General features: G+C 37.8%; 13 protein-coding genes and 1 tRNA gene. 7 read left to right on the top strand and 7 right to left on the bottom strand.

The annotated features are described in order from the left end of the window. Positions 1 to 3 precede the first annotated feature (3 nt). The 4 genes from H4K35_RS02715 to H4K35_RS02700 all read right to left on the bottom strand — a co-directional run bounded on the left by H4K35_RS02715 (position 4) and on the right by H4K35_RS02700 (position 2,926). Positions 4 to 774, bottom strand: a complete 771-nt coding sequence (locus tag H4K35_RS02715; protein WP_182625855.1) for a UDP-2,3-diacylglucosamine diphosphatase — start codon at positions 772 to 774, stop codon at positions 4 to 6. Positions 775 to 780: 6 nt separating this feature from the next. Then, on the bottom strand, positions 781 to 1,233 hold the full coding sequence (locus tag H4K35_RS02710; protein WP_182625854.1) for a 6-carboxytetrahydropterin synthase: 453 nt from the start codon (positions 1,231 to 1,233) through the stop codon (positions 781 to 783). A gap of 82 nt (positions 1,234 to 1,315) precedes the next feature. Beyond that, positions 1,316 to 2,086, bottom strand: a complete 771-nt coding sequence (locus H4K35_RS02705) for a hypothetical protein (protein WP_182625853.1) — start codon at positions 2,084 to 2,086, stop codon at positions 1,316 to 1,318. 78 nt (positions 2,087 to 2,164) lie between these two features. Next, positions 2,165 to 2,926 (bottom strand): enoyl-CoA hydratase/isomerase family protein, encoded by a 762-nt coding sequence (locus tag H4K35_RS02700; RefSeq protein ID WP_182625852.1) that lies wholly within the window; start codon positions 2,924 to 2,926, stop codon positions 2,165 to 2,167. Positions 2,927 to 4,205: 1,279 nt separating this feature from the next. Here H4K35_RS02700 and H4K35_RS02695 point away from each other — a divergent pair. From H4K35_RS02695 to H4K35_RS02665, 7 genes are all read left to right on the top strand, one after another. Then, positions 4,206 to 9,905, top strand: coding sequence for a DUF11 domain-containing protein (locus tag H4K35_RS02695; RefSeq protein ID WP_182625851.1), 5,700 nt, complete (start codon positions 4,206 to 4,208; stop codon positions 9,903 to 9,905). 32 nt (positions 9,906 to 9,937) lie between these two features. Beyond that, a complete protein-coding gene (locus H4K35_RS02690) occupies positions 9,938 to 12,427 on the top strand; it encodes a hypothetical protein (RefSeq protein WP_182625850.1) in 2,490 nt (829 codons plus the stop codon). 84 nt (positions 12,428 to 12,511) lie between these two features. Then, positions 12,512 to 13,117, top strand: a complete 606-nt coding sequence (locus H4K35_RS02685) for a hypothetical protein (RefSeq protein ID WP_182625849.1) — start codon at positions 12,512 to 12,514, stop codon at positions 13,115 to 13,117. 16 nt (positions 13,118 to 13,133) lie between these two features. Next, entirely contained in the window at positions 13,134 to 14,387 is a 1,254-nt protein-coding gene (locus H4K35_RS02680) for a gliding motility-associated C-terminal domain-containing protein (protein ID WP_182625848.1), read from the top strand. An 8-nt stretch (positions 14,388 to 14,395) separates the two neighbouring features. Continuing rightward, entirely contained in the window at positions 14,396 to 15,328 is a 933-nt protein-coding gene (locus tag H4K35_RS02675; RefSeq protein WP_182625847.1) for a type IX secretion system membrane protein PorP/SprF, read from the top strand. A gap of 17 nt (positions 15,329 to 15,345) precedes the next feature. Continuing rightward, entirely contained in the window at positions 15,346 to 17,319 is a 1,974-nt protein-coding gene (locus H4K35_RS02670; RefSeq protein ID WP_182625846.1) for an OmpA family protein, read from the top strand. Between the two features lie 841 nt (positions 17,320 to 18,160). Then, positions 18,161 to 19,474 carry a phosphatidylinositol-specific phospholipase C gene (locus H4K35_RS02665; protein ID WP_182625845.1) on the top strand — a complete coding sequence of 438 codons (1,314 nt, stop codon included), beginning with the start codon at positions 18,161 to 18,163 and terminating at the stop codon, positions 19,472 to 19,474. A gap of 209 nt (positions 19,475 to 19,683) precedes the next feature. Here the strand turns inward: H4K35_RS02665 and H4K35_RS02660 are convergent. From H4K35_RS02660 to H4K35_RS02650, 3 genes are all read right to left on the bottom strand, one after another. Next, positions 19,684 to 19,757: transfer RNA gene (locus tag H4K35_RS02660), tRNA-Met, on the bottom strand. Positions 19,758 to 19,959: 202 nt separating this feature from the next. After that, positions 19,960 to 21,195 carry an MFS transporter gene (locus H4K35_RS02655; RefSeq protein WP_182625844.1) on the bottom strand — a complete coding sequence of 412 codons (1,236 nt, stop codon included), beginning with the start codon at positions 21,193 to 21,195 and terminating at the stop codon, positions 19,960 to 19,962. Between the two features lie 20 nt (positions 21,196 to 21,215). Next, the gene (locus H4K35_RS02650) at positions 21,216 to 21,827 is read right to left on the bottom strand and encodes a thymidine kinase (RefSeq protein WP_182625843.1); all 612 of its coding nucleotides are present in this window, start codon (positions 21,825 to 21,827) and stop codon (positions 21,216 to 21,218) included. Positions 21,828 to 21,833 lie beyond the last annotated feature (6 nt).

Genomic DNA, 21,833 nt, shown 5'->3' with positions numbered 1-21,833 from the left:
CTTCTATAACGAAGGCTTTTTGTATTTTTCTAGGTGAAACTCACCGTCAAAGTGACCATAAGTAAAATAATTAATCCAATCTCCGAGGTTGATATATTTCGATTGTTCATTGAGGTCAATGACCATGGGTAGATGACGATGGCCGAATACGAAGTAATCATAGTGTTTACTTTCTAATTTTCGCTTGGCGTATAGCACAAGCCATTCCTTATCTTCTCCTAAAAATCGAATGTCTTCATCACCGGAAATCAACTTGTTTTTCACTGAAAGGTATTGGGCTAAGCGCACGCCAATATCAGGGTGTAACCAGTTAAATAACCACTTGGAAAATTTGTTGGTGAACACTTTTTTCATGCGTTTGTATCCTAAATCTCCCGGGCCTAATCCATCGCCGTGACCAATAAAAAATTGCTTGCCATTGATGGTGAATACTTGCGGCTCGTGAAAAACGGGAATTCCCAATTCCGTTTGGAAGTAGTTATTCATCCACAAATCGTGATTACCCACAAAAAAATAGATGGGAATGCCTTGGTCTTTAAGCTGTGCTAATTTACCAAGAACACGAACAAACCCCTTTGGTACAACTGTTTTGTATTCAAACCAGAAGTCAAAGAGATCTCCCAAGATGAATAAAGCACCCATGTCTTGTTCCTTTTCGTTTAGCCATTCCACAAAAAGCTGTTCTCTTGGTAAGCTTTTTTCACGCGTAGGCGCTCCGAAATGTTGATCAGAGGCAAAGTAGACGCCTTTAGTTGTATCAATTGTAAAATCCACAGTTGCTTATAAATTATCAGATTGAAACCACTCGGCATAAGAAGAATCCGTTTCTTGTAAACGCAAAGAATACAAGGCAAGGTTTTCTGGTAAGCGATTCTTGATTTTTTGAGCAAAGTCAATCACCATATTCTCACTCGTTGGTTGGTAATCCACCAAAATAACATGATGTCCGCGATCTTTTAACTCTTGTGCCAACTCAATATGAGGGGTGTTTTGATTAAAAACAGTAGCGTGATCAAAAATATCGACGATTTCCTCTTTCACTATTTTTTTTAGATCACTGAAATCAATTACCATCCCAAACTTGACATGAGATGAATCAGTAATTGGTGTGCCTATTACAGTAACAGCTAGTTTATAGCTGTGTCCATGTACATTGCGACATTTACCGTCATATCCATATAATGCATGACCTGTTTCGAAAGTAAATTGTTTTGTAATTCTAATTTTAGACATAACCAAAAATTTTGACAAAGGTAGTGAAAAATCTAGTTGGGTAGTCTGATATTGGGCGTGGATTAGGTTCTTTAGGTTTTTTTTAAAACAGACGATAGTTCAGTTGGACTTTTACCATGGGATAATATTCAAAGATTTTCATAAGAGCATCGGTATCTTCAAAGTTGTGGTCTTTGGTTGTCATTGTTTCTACGTTTACGCCATTTTGTTTGAGGGTATACTTACCTGCAAATAAGAGACCCACTTCGAGTTTTACGCCCAAACGGCGACGGGGAATTGCTCTTCCTAAACCGATTCCAATATAGGGTTTTAGGGTATTGCCTAGCGTAAGTTCAGCGTTTAATCGACCATTGGTAATGTCAATTTTTTGCCCATTAAATTCGAGATCTGGCCATTCATAAGGCGGTTGTAATTGAGCTGGGCTACCGTCTTTGTTGGTGATGATCCCGCGGGCGGTTAGTTTGGTACTTCCAAAATAAAGTCCACTACTGAGGTAGAGGATTCCTTTTTTGAATGGATAGTAATCGACTACGAGATGACCGTGAATGTTTCTTGCGTCTCCTCGCATTTCATAATACACGTTTTGCCCAAAGGCTTCGTTTAGCAGACCATAGGGGTCATCTAATGCAATACGATGCTGACGGGTGGTATAACTGAAAGTATTGAGTCCTCCTTTGATGTAAAAATGGTTGACTAGGGGTGTTACAGCTTCAACTGTAAACCCTAAAGTAGTGAGTCCAGCTGTAAGTGCTAGGTGATCGAAGGGCGTTGTGTTGTGTTCTTGATTAGGCTGTTGAGCATGGATAAAAGAAGGGTAAGCAAAGAAGAAGAACAGCAGAATTTTGACTTTCATTTTTGATTTAAAGATAGCTTTTATACAAACACGACTATACGGGAAATCGTGTTTGTATTTAGCTATTTACGGTCTTTTTTATTTTTGTTTAAACGCTTGTAGCGCTTGTACTGTAAAGTCTGATAGCACTAATCGGCCTGAAATTTCTGCTCTTTCCGTCAATAGCGTATCCCAATGGGCTGTTCCTTCCCAAAAGATTTGTTTCATTTCAGCTAAAGCTTCGGGATTGTAAGTACTCACGCGTGTTGCGAAGGTATGAAGCTCTAGGTCTAAACGCTCAATTGTATCATATACCTCATCGTATAGACCGTGTTGTTGTGCCCAAGTAGCTGTTTTCCATTCATGAGCAGCCAAAGACATCGATGTAAAAGCGGTTTTTCCTATTTTGCGCGATACGGCTGGTTCAATCACAAAAGGACCAATGCCAATGGCTAATTCTGATAATTTGATCGCTGCTTTATCTGTTGCAAAACAATAATCACAAGAAGCCGCTAGTCCTACACCACCGCCTACGGTTTTACCGTGTATACGACCGATGAAAATTTTAGGGCTTTTGCGAATGGCATTAATGACATGAGCAAAACCGGAAAAGAATTTTTTACCCGTTGCTGTATCTTGAATAGAGAGTAATTCGTCAAAAGAAGCCCCAGCACAAAAAGCTCCTGTGCCTTCGCTTTGAAGAATAACGGTAGTAACCGTAGTTGAGGTATTCAAGTTGTCAATGGCAGTCGTTAATTCTTCCAATAAAAAACTTGGAAATGAATTGCTTGCTGCACTATAAAAGGTAATTGTTGCAATTTTATCTGCTATATCCGTTTTAATATAGGCGTTTTGTTCCATACTAGTAGTGTTTTGTCAAAGGTACTAAATCTTCCTAAGGCAAAAAATGTTTAAGGGTATCGAATCATAAGAAGGACAAAAACATATTAACTTTAATTTTACTATAATATTCACATAATGCGAAATTTTTTTTTTGTGTGTGTGATGCTGTGTAATTCTCTTTTTTTCGGCCTGTAACGTCTTTTAGTTTGGTTTAGCTGTTTAGTGAAAAAGGAGGAGTGGATGTAAAGAAAACAAAGAAGCAAGCAAAAGAAGTAAACCCATATAAAATAAGTGATTCGAACTGTTTTTACTGCAATAAGTACAGTATATTGTCACGAGAATACAGGCAAAATTAGCACTTCCTTTGTCAGGTAAAAGACGTCTTTTTTTCAATACGATGTCTTTTTAGAACTACTTCAAAAAAGGCGATTATTTGGATTCATTCTCTTTAACCATATTTAAATAAATTTATTCTTTTTAATTAACGATATGGTTTTTGTTTTATTTTGATATTAACTTTTAATACGGTACTTATGTTTATAAATTTAAGAAATAAATAAGATTACTGTATTTCTTTAAGATGACGATTTTTGATTGAAATTCTATAAAAGCTTTATTATTTGTAAGTTATTGTTTATTTTTGTATTGATTTTATAGAATAACACATAAAATCATGAAGATATATTTATACCTTTTACTTCTAAAACTACTAAAAAGCTAAAAAAAGCAGTAAAAAAATACGTATTTATAGGAATAAAGGACATTTTCGTGCTTTTCTAATAATCTACTTGGGCTGAGTGGAAAAAGCGAAAAACGCGAAGAAAAAAAATAAAACAATACAACGAGATATAAGAAAAGAAAAAGTGTATTTCTGTAGATATTTTAAGTGGGATGCTTGAAAACTACGCAGGATTGATCGAAAAAAACAGAATAAAGTATAGGAAGTGGACTTGGGCTAAGAAAGCAACCTATAGTTTAAAAAAGGATAGACTGAAGTTGACTTGGGCTAAGAAGACTGAAGTGTATCGTAGAAAAGAATAGGTTTATGTCGACTTAGGGCTAAGTTGGCATAAACGTATTTTCGCAGAAAAAGGGAACCTAGGGCAAACTACGCCTTGGTGACAAACTGCGCATTTTATTCCATATCATCACACGGTTGTGGTGATAGGATATCCTCCTCTATTTTTAGTAGATCTTTTGTTATGACACATGTGCCAATTACGCACATCGTTGTCGTGCTATGCATATACACCTTACGACGAATTTTTTTGAAAATAATATGTTTAACACACAACACATGAAAGAGAAAACTACTTTTTCCCTCTGGATGAGGGTGTTACTTTTTTTGGTACTTCTTGTACCATTGGTCCACGGATATGGGCAAACGAAGGTTTTTGCAGCTTATGAATCACATGCTACTGGATTAAAAGGGGGGCTTTTGGGTGATCCAGTTGTAGATCAACCTGAGGCTGTTAATCAACGAGATAACGAATACGCTACATTATATGCCTCTCCTGGAGTAGCAGTAGAATTGGGAGGGTATAAAAGCTATTTACAACTGCAATTTCCTGTTACCTTAGAAGCTGGTACATGGTCTTATATCCAATTAGAAGGTGATTCTAATTTATTTAGTGCCTTGTTAGGAGGCTCATTAGGAGAGGGATTGGGAAGGGTTCTAGGAGCAATTTTACTGGGAAAACAAGAGATTAAAATCGAAGCATTAAACAGTGATAATGATGTAGTTTTAACTAGAACAAATAATCAAGGTTTTAATATAGATAATGTTCGATTAATACAAGATCAACAAGGCAATTATCTTTTAGCAATAAAACCCGATGTAGCTTATAGTAAAATAAAAATAAGCAATAAGGCATTATCATTAGTTGGTTTGTTTGCTGAATATGAGTTAAAAGTCTATGAAGCATTTACCTATACAGAAAATGCTTCTATTTGTGGAAAGCCTTTAGGAACTTCTTTCGATGGTAAAGGAATTAATCTATCTGTCTTGCCTATTGGAGATGGAAAATTATCACAGGCAATCGACGATAGCTTAGAAAGCTATTCTACGCTTAAATCAGCAAGCTTATTAGATGTAAATATTGGTGGATATTTGTCGCAGTACTTTTATTTTTCAAATAAGACAACTCCTGAAACTACAGTTAATATTAAATTATCGACTACCAAAGGTACTAATGTTGCTAATTTAGATTTGTTAGGGTCAGTAGAGGTGATTGCTTGGAATGAAAATAATGTAGTATATAGGATGCCTTTAAGTGGAGGGATTATAAGAGAAATTAATGTCTTAGGATTATTAGGTCGAGGTGAACCAGTTACAGTTACGATTGCACCAACTAAAGTTTTCGACAAGTTAGAAATAAGGTTAAATTCACCTATAGGTTTAACCCTTTTAGGTTCTTCTTTAAATATTTATGATGTAGAATCTTATGATGGTACTACTTGTATTAATCAAAAGATTGAGACGCCTTTATCAACTGAGGTTCCATTTGAAACAGCGAGTTGTGCTGTATCAATTTTAGATACAGAAAACAGCAATTTTGCATTAAATGCGGTAGATAACAACAATGAAACCTATGCTACATTACATGCTAGTACAGGATCGCTTTTATCCTCTTTATCTACAGAAGGCATGATTCACATGGCATACAATGAAGTGGTACCAGCATATACAACTTCATACATCCGAATTGATGCTGAAAGAGAACTATTGGATAATTTATTAGGTGGAACTCTTGGAAGCTTATTAAGTGATGTTGTGGGAACTTTACTTGGCAACCACTATTTCGAAGTGGAAGCGTATGAAGGGACGAATTCGGTCCTACATGCGACGAGTAAAAATAGAATCTCAACAAATAGAGGAGGGAAAATGACGTTGGTACAAGATTCCTTAGGTCGATACTATATTGCGGTTACGCCTAATCAACCGTATCAAAGTATTAAAATTACAAATAAAGTATTGAGTATTCCCAATGGTGAAATACGCACGTTGAAGGTATACAATATGTGTCGTGAAATGGGAACAGATGCTTGTTTTCTGCCGCAGTTTACCTCATTTGATCAAGACGGACTGTCACTAGGGCTAGGAGACTTAGGAAAACCTGGAGTAAAGAATCCTTACTATGCAATTAGTGGTAATTCTTCCCAATATGCAGAGATTAACAATGGATTGGTTGCAGTAGGAGGGCATTTAAGCCAAGCTATTTACTTTGGTAAACCATCTCAACTCGGAGATCAAGTAAAAATGCGTGTGCAATTGAGTAACCCTAGTGCCTTGTCTTTAGATGTATTGGGCAGATGTAAAGTGGTAACGTATTTAGGCGATGAAGTTAAAGAGTCGTTTACCTTAGAACAAGGACTTATCACGAATTTAAATGTATTGAACTTATTTAAATCAGGAGGAATTCAAACCCTTGTCTTTGATACAACCCAGCGCTTTGATCGTGTGGAACTGCAAGTGGGATCTCTACTAAATGTAGATACCGCTGCAACGATTCGACTATACGATGTCAAACGCGTAAGCGCTAGTTGTCCAGAAAGTAGTACTCCTTCTCCTTTTGTTGCACCCGTTTGTGCAACTACCTTAGTTGACGCAAGTAATGCGAATGACCTTTCTAATTTGTTTGACGATGATTTCGACTCTTTTACAACTTTGCAATCAGGAGCAGGGTTATTATTGGGCTTAGGCAACAAATTTGAAGGTTTTGTAGAGTTGGGTTATACTGATTCAATACCTGCCTATACTACTTCTTATGTGCGCATCGATTTTGAAGAAACAGCTTTAGAAAAGTTAGTAGGTGGAAGTTTAGGTAACCTAGTAACGGTAGTTTTGGATGGATTGGTGTTTGGAAAGCACGATTTTGAAGTTCAGGTAAAAGATAAACAAGGAAATGTAATTCTAAATAGAAATACATACACGACTAATGCTTCTTCAAGTGAAGGAACTATTAAAGTTGTGGTAGATAAAGAAGGTCGTACTTATTTGGCTATTACGCCAACTAGTGCTTATCAGTCTGTTCGAATTATTGATAAAACCAATAGTGCTTTAGGACTACTTTCACAACCCAATAGCATGAACGTATATGGGATGTGTTACGAAACAGCAATGGATCCTTGTGTAGCTGCTTTTGCTACTTCTTACGAATATGAGGGAGTGAATCTGTCTGTAAATGCATTAGGTGGTGCTGGAGTAACCAATCCTGAACGTGCGATTGACGATAACACTACCCATGCGTCAGAACTAAGTTTAGGTACGTTGAACGTTGCTGGTCAAGTAAAACAATGGTTCTATTTTAATTCCCTTTCAGAAATCGGCGATGTGACAAATATTCGTCTGAAAGCAGGAACAGCTGGATTGGTGACGCTTCCTATTTTAGAAAAATTGGAAATTGCCGCTTATAAAGGAGATACCTTCGTGGATCGCTTGGATTGGGATAATGGATTATTACAAGGTACAGAAGTGCTGGAATTACTCAACTCTTCTAGTATCATTGACCTTCCATTTAAACCCAATGGACAGTATGACCGCATTTCGATTGGACTCAAATCTTTAGTTAGTGTAGATGTACTTTCTTCACTCGATATTTATAAAGTAGAACGATTGTGCAAACCACTTGGATCGGATCAAAAACTTGTTTCTTGGAAATCGTACAAAGTAAATGACGATGCTACTGTTACTTCGGTTTCAGGTGGTGAACAAGTGGAATATACCATCCATGTGAAAAACGTAGGTGATACTCCGATAAGTCAATTTAATATTGCAGATAAATTGCCAGCAGGAACAACGTTTTCTTCGGCTATAGGAGGAAGGCTTTCAGATGATGGAAAGGAAGTGCTTTTTGATTTTTCTGGCACAATGAACCCAGGAAGTGAAAGACAATTTGTATTTCATGTAATGGTTCAGTCGGATTTAGCGGGGATCTTAGAGATTAAAAACATTGCTTTTACCAAAGAAAGCGGTTCTGATTTGAGCTACCCTTCTTATCCTCCTGTAGATAATACGAATCCTACAGAAGCAGATATGACTAAAAGCCCAGGAACGATTATTCACGTATCTCACGTGGCTAGTTTACCTAAAGCAATTATTACATCAAACAAAGCACAAGATTTGTGTGCGGAAGAAACCTTTGTTTTAGATTCTAATATTTCGAATACAGAGGCAGATACGTACCAATGGTACTTTAATGGAGAAGCTATTGATGCTACTATTGCAGGTAGTACAAATCCAAATTATGGAAAAGAAAAAACGTTAGAGACCAATCATGCAGGAAGTTATACGGTTGTGTATACAAAAGGAGCGGAGGTCGCGGAATCATCAGACCCTTTTGTGGTAACTCAACTTCCTTCGGCTGTTATTCAATTTTCTGATAGTCAACGTATAAATGTGACTATTCCACAGGGTCAAAGTACAGTAACGGTAACCTTGCCAACAGCTTCTGTTCCAGGAGCAAATGGAACTGAAACGATAACGTGGTATAATAATCATGCAGCAATATTTGATGGCACATCTATCACATTTGATACGCCTGGCGTTTACGTTTTAACAGTAGTGGCTACGGCTCTAAATCAATGTGAAACATTTGAAAATGTTATCGTAACGGTGTATGATAGTAGTTTATGTCCACCAACTATTGAAAGAGTGTACGCTACAGATTCATCAAGCTGGGGATCTATTATTACAGGAGGTGTAAGTGGGACCAGCAATACCATTGATGGAGATCCAACAACCCATTCTACTTTGACTACGGGTATAGGTCTTCTAGGTATTGGTACAGTATGGCAAAATATCTACTTTGAAGAAGAAGTGGCTGCAGGTACTCCTGTAACCATTAAGCTTGGAAAACAATACAGTGGATTGATGCTCGCTGGAGGTATCTCAGTTGTAGGATTAGACGCCAACGGTAATACAATCGGAACATTAAAATCCGTTCAAGGTGGTTTACTAGATTTATTAGCCGCGGATAATGTAGTGGAATTTACTTTCGTTCCATCTAATAGCAGTGGTCCTAAAAAATACAAAGGAGTTCGCGTTTCTCAAGGATCTTTGTTGAGTGTAGCTCAAATTGCCAAAGTTTACCATGCCTATTATACGGAAAATGTAAGTGCATTTTCACCTAAATACTGTGAGCCCGTTTCAGATCATGTGCATCCAGCTGTATTAGATGTACTACATGGCGTTCAAGATTTAGGATTAGGTGTAGCTAGTGCAACCGCTTCGGTGGTGAATCCATGGAATGCAGTAGATGGAAATCTCGAAACGCATGCTACCATATCTAGAGGTGTTGCTGTATTGAATGCGGCAAGTTTAACCGTAATCTTCAAACAACAAGCCATGCCTGGAGATAAATTGCATATCGTAACAGAGGTTCCAGGAAATCCAATTTTGAGCTTAGAATTAATCAAAGGATATACAATCCAACGCTATTTAGGAGACCAAAAAGTAGGAGAAGAAATTGATGGAACAAATGGGGCTCAAATTCTAGATTTGAAACTACTTGGTCTTGGCTATCGCAACAAGTACAAAATGATTATTGACAAAATTAATCAACCCTTTGATCGCGTTAAGATTTCGTATGGAAGTGTTGTTGGTGTACTTGGTGACTTTACTAGAATATACGAAGTAACGGTAGCGCCTAAAGTAGATGTAGGTATTGACATAGAAGAAAAATATCTAGATATGTGTCAAGGAGGAGTCTTGACGATAAACGTAGAAGATGGATGTTCTACCTATGAAGTCTATGCCGAAGAAACTGGAGGTACTCCGCTACCAACAGATGGATCGAACAACTTTAGATTGCCGTATTATTTGCCTGAATATCAGGATGAATTACCTGAAGATGCAGGTTTAGGACCAAAATACAGCGTCGTTTATGTACAAACCTATCGAAATGGCTGTGTCATTGGAAGAAGATTACCTATTCGATTGAATATGAGAAACTGTTCAGTAAAATCAAACCTGAACGTCACACAAAAAATTAAATAAGATATACTAGAGAATTAAAACATAGATCAAAAATGAAAAAAATAATAGTAGCAGCAGCAGTTTTAGGAGCATCATATTTTTCACATGCTCAGGTTGGTATCGGAACTCCAACACCTGTCACATCTACTCAATTGGATGTAACAGCTACAGATAAAGGTATTTTAATTCCCCGTGTTGCATTAACTGCAATTGATGTGTTCAAACCAATTGAAGGAGCACAAACTGAAAGTTTATTAGTATATAATAGTAGCGATGCTAGTATTCCAACTGGATTTTATTATTGGGTAGATGCCAAATGGAATCGCATTGTTGGTAAAGCGGAGCTTGATCAAGTAATTGAAAATTTAGGCGATAATATCACCAATATTGAAGGGGATATCAAAAATTTACAAGCTGTAATTAATTATATCGTACCATCTAATCCTGGAAATGAAGATCCTACTTCACCTACTCATACAACCGTAGTGTATGAAGGAGGAAAATTCTATACCGTAACGTATGATGTAACGAATAACGAATACACAACCCAAGAGATCGATTTCAACGACCTTGTGAATGGAGTGGAAACAAAAACATTCATGAGAGAGGTAAAAAATGCAGACGGAAAAGTAAAAGGGTTAATCTACTTTTCGGAACAAACGATTATCGATTGGTTAGCAGCAGATGAGGCAAATACAATTGATACTATTCCGAATAACGCGCCTGGAGCCATGCCTATCGAAGTAACAGATATCGTGGTAAACAATGTGCAAGAGATTTTAGAATCACCAACAAACATTACCATTACCACAGTTGAAGGGGATAAAACGTTTACCACAGTTGAGGAATACTTACAGTATATTACTCAATTCTCTAACGGAAATGTGATTTATACGGAAATCGAAGATCCAGCTAATGCAGGTCAAACAATTTGGGCGTTCCAATACTGGGATGAAGCAAGTAACACCTATAAAATCATCGACATTCAAGGTTTAGTAGAATCCGCTGAAACCAATACAACGATTGTATCGTACAACAACAAGCAGTACTACTTATCTGAAGCCTACATCAAAGCAGGTGGAGAGACAGATCCAGCAAATTGGACGTCTGTTCCAGCGGGTGCAATTCACGTTGATGTAGTTGGTGGAGTAATCAACAACATTCAAGAGATTTTAGAATCACCAACAAACATTACCATTACCACAGTTGAAGGGGATAAAACGTTCACTACAGTTGAGGAATACTTACAGTATGTTACGCAGTATTCAAACGGGAATGTGATCTATACAGAAATTGAAGATCCAAATGATGCAACCAAAACAATTTGGGCATTCCAATACTGGGATGAAGCAAGCAATACGTATAAAATCATCGACATTCAAGGCTTAGTAGAATCCGCTGAAACCAATACAACAATTGTATCGTACAACGACAAACAGTACTACTTATCTGAAGCCTACATCAAAGCAGGTGGAGAAACAGATCCAGCAGCTTGGACGTCTGTTCCAGCAGGTGCGATCCACGTTGACGTAGTTGGTGGAGTAATCAACAACATTCAAGAGATTTTAGAAACTCCAACGAATATCACTATTACAACTGCTGAAGGGGATAAAACGTTTACAACGGTTGAGGAATACTTACAGTACATTACAAAATTCGGTGAAGGCAATGTGATCTATACGGAAGTTGAAGATCCAAATGATGCAACGAAAACGATTTGGGAATTCCAATACTGGGATGGTGCGAAATACGAATCAATTAGCATTGGTGATTTAGAAACCAAAACACAAATCAAACGCTCAGAAGTTATCACGGATGCTACATTGCCAACTTTTGGAGCGGTACGTACAGCACCAGTAGCTGCAGATGTAAAAAAAGGTGAAATCTTTTATGAGTATAGTGCAGAAGGAAATCAAAAAGATTACATCAACATGACGGAAGACATCTTAAACTCAATCAACAATAACGAAGAGATTAAGAATGCCATTACGAATGTATTGAATCTAGGAGGGAATGTATATTTTGGCGATCACGATGGCGATGATAATAAAGGTAATGCTGCAACTCCACACGTATTTTATCAAGTGATTACCCATCTTGATGGTACAAAAGAGAACAAAGAAATTGAATTACCTGCGTCTTTCTTGGTGAATTTGATTAATAAATATAAAGACATTATCAAACAAACATTAGGCGATCATATTACTAACGTTGGTGATACAGTTTACACTGGAAATGTGTATAACGGATACAAAGTGTATTTAGGAAAAGGAGCAACGACGATTGCTGCTTATTCTGCTGTTGCAACACCTGTAGCGTTTACTATTGTAGAAGATCTTAAAAAGATCAATCAAGTATTAGCTATTAAATTGCTTGATGCGGCTGGTCATGTTGTTACGGCAAATACAACAGATGTTGAGGTCGTTGATGGAGTCCAAATTAAGTTTAATATCGGTGTAGGGAATCAATATATCATGTTACCCGCAGGCGATTACGAGGTTGTAGTAGAGTACACATCTAATGAAGAGGTGACTCAACCATAATATAAATTAATCAATAGCGAAATGGTGGGGATACTTCCTTATACGACAGTACCCCATCATTTTAACCTTAAATTCAATAATAAGATGAAAAAGATATATTTAGGATTCATGTTTTCCATATTGAGCACTGTAGCTTTTGCTCAAACTAAAGTAGGGGGAACCCCATCAATCAACCCAAATGCAATGCTTGAAGTTGAAGCGTCAAATAAAGGATTGTTATTGCCTAGGTTGGAACTAACGAGTACAACAGATGCAAGTCCCTTACAAGCTCATGTAGCGGGGATGACGGTTTACAATACAAAAAGGGACAATGATGTAGTACCTGGTTTCTACTACAATGACGGATTAAAGTGGCAACAAATGGTTACATCAGACAATAAAGCAGTAAAGTTTTTCTATATGCCTTCGATTGTGTTTGACACTACTGTTTCTGGTGATGGTGCAAAGGATTTATACCAAGAGTATGTGAATCAATTTACCTTGACAGGAAATACAGCGAGTAGTGCGGGTGCCCCTGCGGTAATCCCTCATTTTCCAGAGGCAACAGATTTATATTACTATGTGACGGATTACGACGCTACTGTTTTTTCGGATATCCTAATTACAGCAGACGGAAAGATGACCTATAAAGTAATTGGAGCAGGTAACCCTTATTCGATGATGAATATTGTTTTCGTTGTTAAAGAATAAGCCTAAAGTAAAGAAGATGATAAACCATAAAATCTTGCTTTGTACTTGTTTTTTAACTGGGGGATTCGCTTTTGGACAAACCGTTAATTATGGCGGTTTGTACATTATGCCTAATACTGAAATGGCGACGCTATTCCCAATGGAAAACAAAGAAAACGCAACGGTATTCAACAACGGGACGTTGTATGTCTACCGCGATTTGACCAATGATGGGTTGTTTGATTTTAGAGAAGACGGAAAACTGAAAAATTCAGGTAAAACGATTTTTACTTCCAATCAACAACAGGCAATTAAGGGGAGCCAATTGATCCGTTTCAATAACCTTGAACTCAATAATGCTACTGCTGAAAGTGCCTTTTTACTCCAAAATGATATTGCAGCAAAAGGAGAAGTTGACTTTTTAGACGGAATTGTAACCGTGGAAGAAGGAAAAGCCTCTTTTGCCTTTTTGAAAGGAGCCAAAGCGAATAATCCGACAGATGCGAGTCATGTCGATGGAACGGTAGACAAAGAAGGAAAGGAAGCCTTTTCGTTTCCGATTGGAAACAAAGGATATCACCGTCCAGCCTATATCACCGCACCAGAAAAGGATACAGAGGTATATGTTGGCGCATATAAGTATGACGACAAAACCTTTTTTGACGAACGCTCGAATGCCGCTGGTGTGATCAATACGTTGAATACCACTGAGTACTGGTATGTGGATAAAGGAAGTAAGGAAGAAAAAAATGTAATCCTTGAATTAACATGGGATGAGCGTACAACTTCTCCTGCTGTTTTAGCTACACCAGAAAAAGACCTTCATATTGTACGTTGGGATGAAGACAAAAAAATATGGGTAGACGAAGGTGGAATTGTCGATGTTAGTGCCCGTCGAATTTCAACACCAACTACGGTAAAGGGCTTGGGGTATTTTACCTTGGCGACAGTAAAAACAGATTGGTTATTAGAAGGAGATGTCGTGATTTATAATATTGTGTCTGCTGATGGTGATGGGGTTAATGATTACTTTTTTATTGACAATATTAACCGATTTCCAAACAACAGTGTTCAAATTTTTAACCGATGGGGAGCCAAAGTGTTTGAAACGAAAAATTACGATTCAAACGGAAATGTTTTTGATGGTTACTCTAAAGGAAAGATGACATTCAATGACAGTGAAAAATTACCTTCTGGAACGTATTACTACGTACTTGTGTACGAAGTAGAAAAAGAAGGTGTGACCAGAACCATTAAGAAAGCAGGGTATTTACATTTAGAAACAAAGTAATAGTAAGGATGAATTTTTTAAACAAACTCAAAAAAGTTGGTACAGCCTTAGTATTAATAAGTGCTGCTCAACAAGGTTTTGCACAGCAAGAACCCCAGTTCTCCCAATATATGTATAACACTTCTATTTATAACCCCGCCTATGCAGGTACAAGAGAGGTATTGAGTTTATTCGGAAACTATAGAACACAATGGGTAGGATTGGATGGTGCGCCTAAAACAGCGAGCTTCTCTGTATCTACACCTATTAATGAGTCCAATGTAGGAATTGGATTTTCTTTCGTTAATGAGAAAATCGGAATTATGGATGAAAATAATATTGCCGTAGATTTCTCTTACAAAATCAAGTTAAACTATCAGTATCAACTAGCCTTCGGATTAAAGGCTTCTGCTGATATCCTAAATGTGGATTACACCAAAGGACACCCTTTTGATCCATCGGATATCACGATTCAAGAAAATATTACCAATAAATTCACACCCAATATTGGAGCAGGAGTTTATTTGTATTCCGATCGTTCTTATTTGGGATTGTCTGTGCCTAGTTTCTTAGAAACACATCGCTATGACGATAATGAGGTAACAACAATGAAGCAAAAAATGCAACTTTACCTTATGGGAGGTTATGTGTTTGAAGTAAATCCCGATATTAAGTTCAAACCGGCATTCTTGATGAAAGCCGTACAAGGAGCACCTGTACAGCTGGATTTGACAGCAAACTTTTTGTTCTTGGACAAATTTACAGCAGGAGTAGCTTATCGTTGGGATGCTGCCGTTAGTGGATTAGTTGGATTCCAAATCAATGAAACCCTCTTTGTAGGGTATGCCTATGATGCAGATACCACCAACTTACGCTATTACAACAGCGGTTCACATGAATTTTTCTTGCGTGCCGATATCTTTAATCGCTACACCAGAAAAACATCACCGCGTTTCTTCTAATCTAAAGATGATACATTATGCAAAAGAGATTTATTACTTTACTAGTTTTATCTTCAATCGCGTTGACAACATCAATAGGATGGGCACAAGAAAAGCGTGAAAATAAAGCAGATCATAAGTTTGAAAAGTATGAGTATATCAATGCTATTGAAATTTATGAGAAAGCCGTAGAAAAGGGATTCAAAAGCGTGAATGCGCTACAAAAATTAGGAGATGCCTATTATTTCAACGGAAAATTAACTGAGGCAAATAAGTGGTATGACGAACTCATTCAATTTGCCAAAGAAAAACAAGAATCGCTAGGCTCAGAATACTACTACCGTTATGCGCAAACCCTGCGTGCAATGCAGCAATATGACCAAGCCGATGCGTATATGAGTACCTTTACTTCCATGGAAGAACAGGATTCACGTGCACAACTATTCGAAGCCAATAAGAATAAGTATAGAGCCGAGATAGAAAAGCGATCCAATCGCTACGAAATTGAACCTTTGCCAATGAATAGCCCCTATTCCGATTACGGTGCAACAATTTACAAAGGACAATTGATTTATACGTCTGCTAGAGCTTCCGAAACAGCGTCAGGCAGCAAAGTACACAAATGGACCAACGAAGCCTATACGAGTTTGTATGCTTCAACCATAAACAGCGATGGAACATTCGAAGAACCGCAGCTCTTCTTTAAAGACGAGCGCAGTGATATCAACCAGTCCACAGCTGTTTTTACAAAAGATGGAAAAACCGTGTATTTTACTCAAAATGCTGGAGCGATAAAAGATGAGGTACAGCAGAATAAGTATAAAAACGCACTGTTGCAATTGTTCCAAGCCACGTTGCTAGAAGATGGAACATGGAGTAAACCTGTTGCCCTATCCATTAATGATCCTAAGGCAAATAACGCCCATCCCGCACTTACACCCGACAATAAGTGGTTGTACTTCGTGTCAGATCGAAGTGGATCCATCGGACAAAGTGATTTATTTCGCGTAGAAATAAAAGAAGATGGCAGTTTTGCTAAAGTCGAGTCTGTTGGAAAGCAAATCAACACTGAAGGACGTGAAACTTTTCCGTTTATTTCTAGTGATTATATGCTTTACTTCGCTACGGATGGACGACCAGGTCTAGGTGGATTGGATATCTTCATGGCCAAAATAAACGTTGATGGTTCTTTTGGTACCGTTACCAATATTGGAGAACCCATGAATAGTCCTGCGGATGATTTTAGTTACTATTTTGATCCAAAAGCAAAAAAGGGATTTGTGAGTTCGAATCGTACTGGCGGTGCTGGCGGGGATGACCTCTATTTGGTACAAGAGAAAAAAGAAATCGACTGTAAACAAAGCATTGACGGGTTTGTGTTTAATGCCTCTACACGAGAAGCTTTAGCTGGAGCAACGATCACCTTGTATGACGCAACGTACACAGCACTAACGCAAGTGCAAGCGGATGAACAAGGGAAGTTTAGTCTTGCTGACCTCGATTGTGGAAAGAAATATCGTTTGAAAGCAGAAGCAATTGGATTCCAAACTAAGGAAATCGCACAAACGATGGGGTATGAATTACAAGCCGTTGAGCAAGTTGAAATTGGACTTGAACCTGTGCAAGAGACCATTACCGAATCCGATGACTTATTTAAAAAGCTGAAGTTAGAGCCGATTTATTTCGATTTTGATAAGGCTACAATTCGCCCAGATGCTGCGGCTGAACTAGCTAAAGTTGTGGAAGTATTGAATATGTATCCAAACATTACTATCGATGTTCGCTCCCATACAGATAGCCGCGGTAAGGATGCATATAACATGCAATTATCAGAGCGAAGAGCGAAGTCAACTATGCAGTGGATGATTAAACAAGGCATTGATCCATCGAGAATCTCAGGAAGAGGATATGGAGAAAGCCAGCTAATCAACGAATGTCAAAATGGTGTTCCATGTTCAAAAGAACAACACCAAGAAAATAGAAGAAGTGAATTTATCATTCTCAAAATGTAAATTGACATTTTTCGTTTTGACCACTAAATAGATAAGAAAATCTAGCAATAAAAAAGAGCTCCCATACGGAGCTCTTTTTTTATTAGGTCGATAACATATTAGGTGGGGGATCTATTATGGTTATATATGGATTCGAATGGATGACAGGTTTGTAGAAGTATAGCGCTGTACTAAAATTGTCCGATTTCTTCTCAGGATAGGTTGCACTTACTTGCGCAAGAAAGAAAGTCTCACATGAAATGTTTAGTGCTTTACAATTCTTACGCTTCGGTGTGGTTTCTGTGTCTGTTGTCGTAGAAGAGCCTAATTTGTAGGCGTACATAGTCGCAATAGGGCAAAAAGATTGCCGAGTCTCACAATCTTGAGGGGAAAAGAAATTAATCTTTTCAACACCTAGCAAAACCAAGATGAGACACAAAAATTGGGCAATATGTTTGTTGTACTTCTGCATGAATCAAACAAATATATTTAGTTTTTTGTAATCTTCCTTTTCTTTTAGAAAAAGTTTAGCAAGCAAAAAGGGGAAATTTGTGTTGTATTGGTTGGAATCTCAACTGGTGTTTCGTGTACGATTGCCCCTGCTAATGAAGTTGCCATATCAAAAATCGTTGGCGCTAATAAAAAAGATAGGCATAATAATTGTTCCTAGAATATAAAAAAACAGTATACGGAGTCCTGAAAAGTTATTGTGGTCCTGTTTTATAAAACAATCTACAGAAGAAGAAAAAAACTCCTTTTTCTAGTATATCCTTATTCAGATCGCTACTTTCTTTAACCATGATGGAAAGTAGCACTTAGACTTTATTAGATCTAGATTCAAACCAATTTAAAAAAGATATATATGAGATATTCATTGTTAAGTGATACCAGAAACTGGATGAGTTGTATTGAGGATAACAAGAGCATCGCTCATATGTCCATACCCGGAACTCATGATAGTTGTGCCCGAAAAGATGCTTCTGGACAAGCGCCAGGGATTGATGAGTATGTTGCCGCGCAGCATGCTGATCGCACAATAGTAAAACAATTGGAAGATGGTATTCGTTACCTTGATATAAGATGTTGTGTAATTGATGGAGTATTTACTATTCATCATGGGGAATTCTACCTTAATATTAATTTTGGTGATGTGTTGAAACAGTGTGTAGATTTCTTGAATACAAATATCACTGAAACCATTATTATGCGGATAAAACAAGAAAATTCTTCAGTTTCCGATGAGGAGTTTCTTACTGTTTTCAATACACAGTATGCAGGATATCATGGAAGTATGTATTTGGAGACAGCTATTCCTGAACTAGGTACTGTAAGAGGAAAGATAGTCATTCTTTCGAATGTGTCTTCCCTCCCTGGTATACCATACAATAGCATCCAAGTACAAGATGATTATACCGATACTTCTGTATCAAGTAAACGAGCGAAAATTAATGATTTCGCTATTCAATCAGTAAACGTGAATAGAAACGACGGCAATCCTTCATTATGCCTGAATCATTGTAGTGCGACAAATCCCCCTTTGGTGAGTCCAGCGTCATTGGCTGCGGTATTGTTACCACAAATTACCCGTGATTTCAAAGAGGGATTGGGGGCACAATACGTAGATAATTCTCAAAATGAAGCACCACATATGGGGATAGTGGCCATGGATTTTTATACCAATGATTTAGTTACTGAGATAATAAAAAGGAATGAAAATAAAGACTTTAAAGATTTGCCCGTATATTCCATATATAATTCATATTATGGGCGACATTATTTCTATGCCTCCATGTATATGGATTCCGCTATGAAAAGACGACAGGTATTCGGTTGGAGTCCAGGAGGTCAGGTTACCAATGGTTATTGGATGTTAATTCCTTCTGGGAGTAACAACGAATACTATATATTTAATACTTATTATAAAGAATTTTTATATGCTAGCTCTTTTGTTGAAGAAAATAGAAGAACGGTTTATACCTGGGCAGATGCCGTGCCAACAGCAGAGAGTATATGGACGATAACTAACAATACCATTTATAATGTACATTATGCGTGTTACCTTTATGAAAGTAGTCTTACTTATTCGGAAGATCGAAAACTGGTACCTTGTTGGGCCCCAAGCGTAAGTGTAGCACAAGATCAATGGACTATGGTGTTGGAGAACAAATCAGTGTAATTTTAGTTGGAGTATTGGATGAACAATCTCTTGATGGACTAATCATCATACACAACAGGTAGAATAGTAAAAAAGAGGAAAGATAAAGGAGGGGGTAAGTATTGATTTCTGCTTATACAGATTGACTAAACTTTTGAGATTGATCTGGAAAAACATAGAGGTACATCTATAAAAAAAGACCTAATCTCTCGATTAGGTCTTTTACCTTGTAGCGAAGACGGGAGTTGAACCCGTGACCTCAGGGTTATGAATCCTGCGCTCTAACCGACTGAGCTACCTCGCCATATATTGGACTACATTATTTTGTTAATGCGAGTGCAAATATAGAACAAAATATATAGAATGCAAGGCATTAAAGCCCGATTTTATATGGACTTTTAAATTTTAACATTTGTTTTTTATTTTCGTTTACTTATCCTATTTGTAATCAAGGACTAACAGTTGCTGTTGGTGGAAAATAAAAAAAATAAAAAAAACCGTCTTGACTAAGCTTTCGGTTTAACCATTTTCCCAACGGTATAATTCAAACCAAAAGCTGCAATTAAAAATAGGGATCCCATTACAATCCATAAGATGTCATAACCAAAGTAGGTAACTAGTTTTGTACCCAAAATCGGAGAGATAATAAATCCTACAGCAAAAGTTAAACCATTAACGCCCATATAAGACCCCTTGCTATTATCATCCGCGCGCATAGCGGTTACCGTTGAGGTATAAGGAAAGATCAGCATTTCTGATATACTCAAAAAAGTAATAGACAAGAAAATAGAGAGGATGCTGTGATCCAATAGGAAAATACCAAAAGCCAATGGTGCAATTAGTGCCCCATAGAAAATAGTTTTTTGCGTTGTTAAATGGCGTTCAGCCATGTGAACCAACAACATTTCAGTTAGGAAAATTAGCAAACCACTATACCCCAACACAATTCCAATCTCTAGTTCCGTGAGTCCACCAACTTTTTCGTAAAAGATGGGTAGAGTACTAAATAGTTGTAAAAAGGCGATCGAATACAACGTACAGAACAAGCTGTAGAATAAGAATAAACGATCCTTATATGGAGATTGACGTTGGGTTGTCGACATACCCAAAGCGATCTCTTCCTCCTCTTCAGCGATGGGGGTCGGTTTAGGATTTTCTTTGCGCCCTTTAAAGAAATAGATAAAAACAACGGCTGCAAAGAAAGCTGCCCCTGCATTGATGTAAAACAATAAGGCATACGAAATGGCCGCTAACATACCTCCCATAGCAGGACCAACAGAGAACCCCAAGTTAACCGCCATTCGGTTTAAAGAAAAAGCACGGGTAATATTCTCAGGTCGCGCGTATTTGGTGATTGCCACAGAGTTCGCAGGACGAAACATCTCGCTGATGGTACTCTGACAGAAAATCATCACTGCCAAGCTAATCACCGAAGTAAAGTGGGGGAGTAAGATAAACATGGGAATACTTCCCAATAAACTTAAATACTGTAATTTGTAGTTTCCGATTTTGTCTGTTAGCCAGCCTCCTAACATGGAGCCAATCATCGAACCAAGTCCATAACACGCTAAAACATAGCCCGTTTGTTCGTCTTCAAAATGGAGTTCCTTTGACATATAAACACCTAGGAAAGGAAATACCATCGATCCGGCTCTATTGATTAACATAACGATGGCTAGCATCCAAGAGGCTGAGGATAATCCTCGGTAAGAGTCCAGATAAATTTGGTATATTTTTCTCATAAAGCGTTTAATCTATATAATCAGGGTTTGGGTTTTTCTTTTTTGAGCTTTTCAGCTTCTCGCATTGCGTTGTAGTAAGCTGCTCGGCTTAACGGTTCGTATTCATCAGTTTCACCAAGCATAACAATGGCCTCATTTTCGGCCTTTCGGTAGCTGTAATGTGCCAGATTTCCTGTACGGGTACACACCGCGTGTACTTTCGTGACGTATTCGGCAGTAGCCATTAAGGCAGGCATCGGACCAAATGGATTTCCTTTGAAGTCCATGTCTAGACCAGCAACAATAACGCGAATACCCGAATTGGCTAAATCATTACACACATTGACAATCTCAGCATCAAAAAATTGCGCCTCATCAATGCCAACGACATCACAACCACTCGCCAATAATCGAATGCTATCTGCCGTGGGAACAGGCGTTGATCGAATCTCATTCGCATCGTGTGAAACGACGTATTCATCGTGATAACGCGTATCAACAGCAGGTTTAAAAATTTCGACTTTTTGCTTGGCAAATTGGGCTCTTTTTAATCGGCGAATCAGTTCTTCTGTTTTTCCAGAAAACATTGACCCACAGATTACTTCGATCCATCCAAACTGTTCTTTGTGATTAACGGGAATTTCTAGAAACATTTTGTA

Source organism: Myroides sp. NP-2, from assembly GCF_014145665.1.
Classification (GTDB): Bacteria; Bacteroidota; Bacteroidia; order Flavobacteriales; family Flavobacteriaceae; genus Flavobacterium.
The sequence above is the reverse complement of the archived record's forward strand: the minus strand, read 5'-3'. Positions and strand labels throughout refer to the sequence as shown.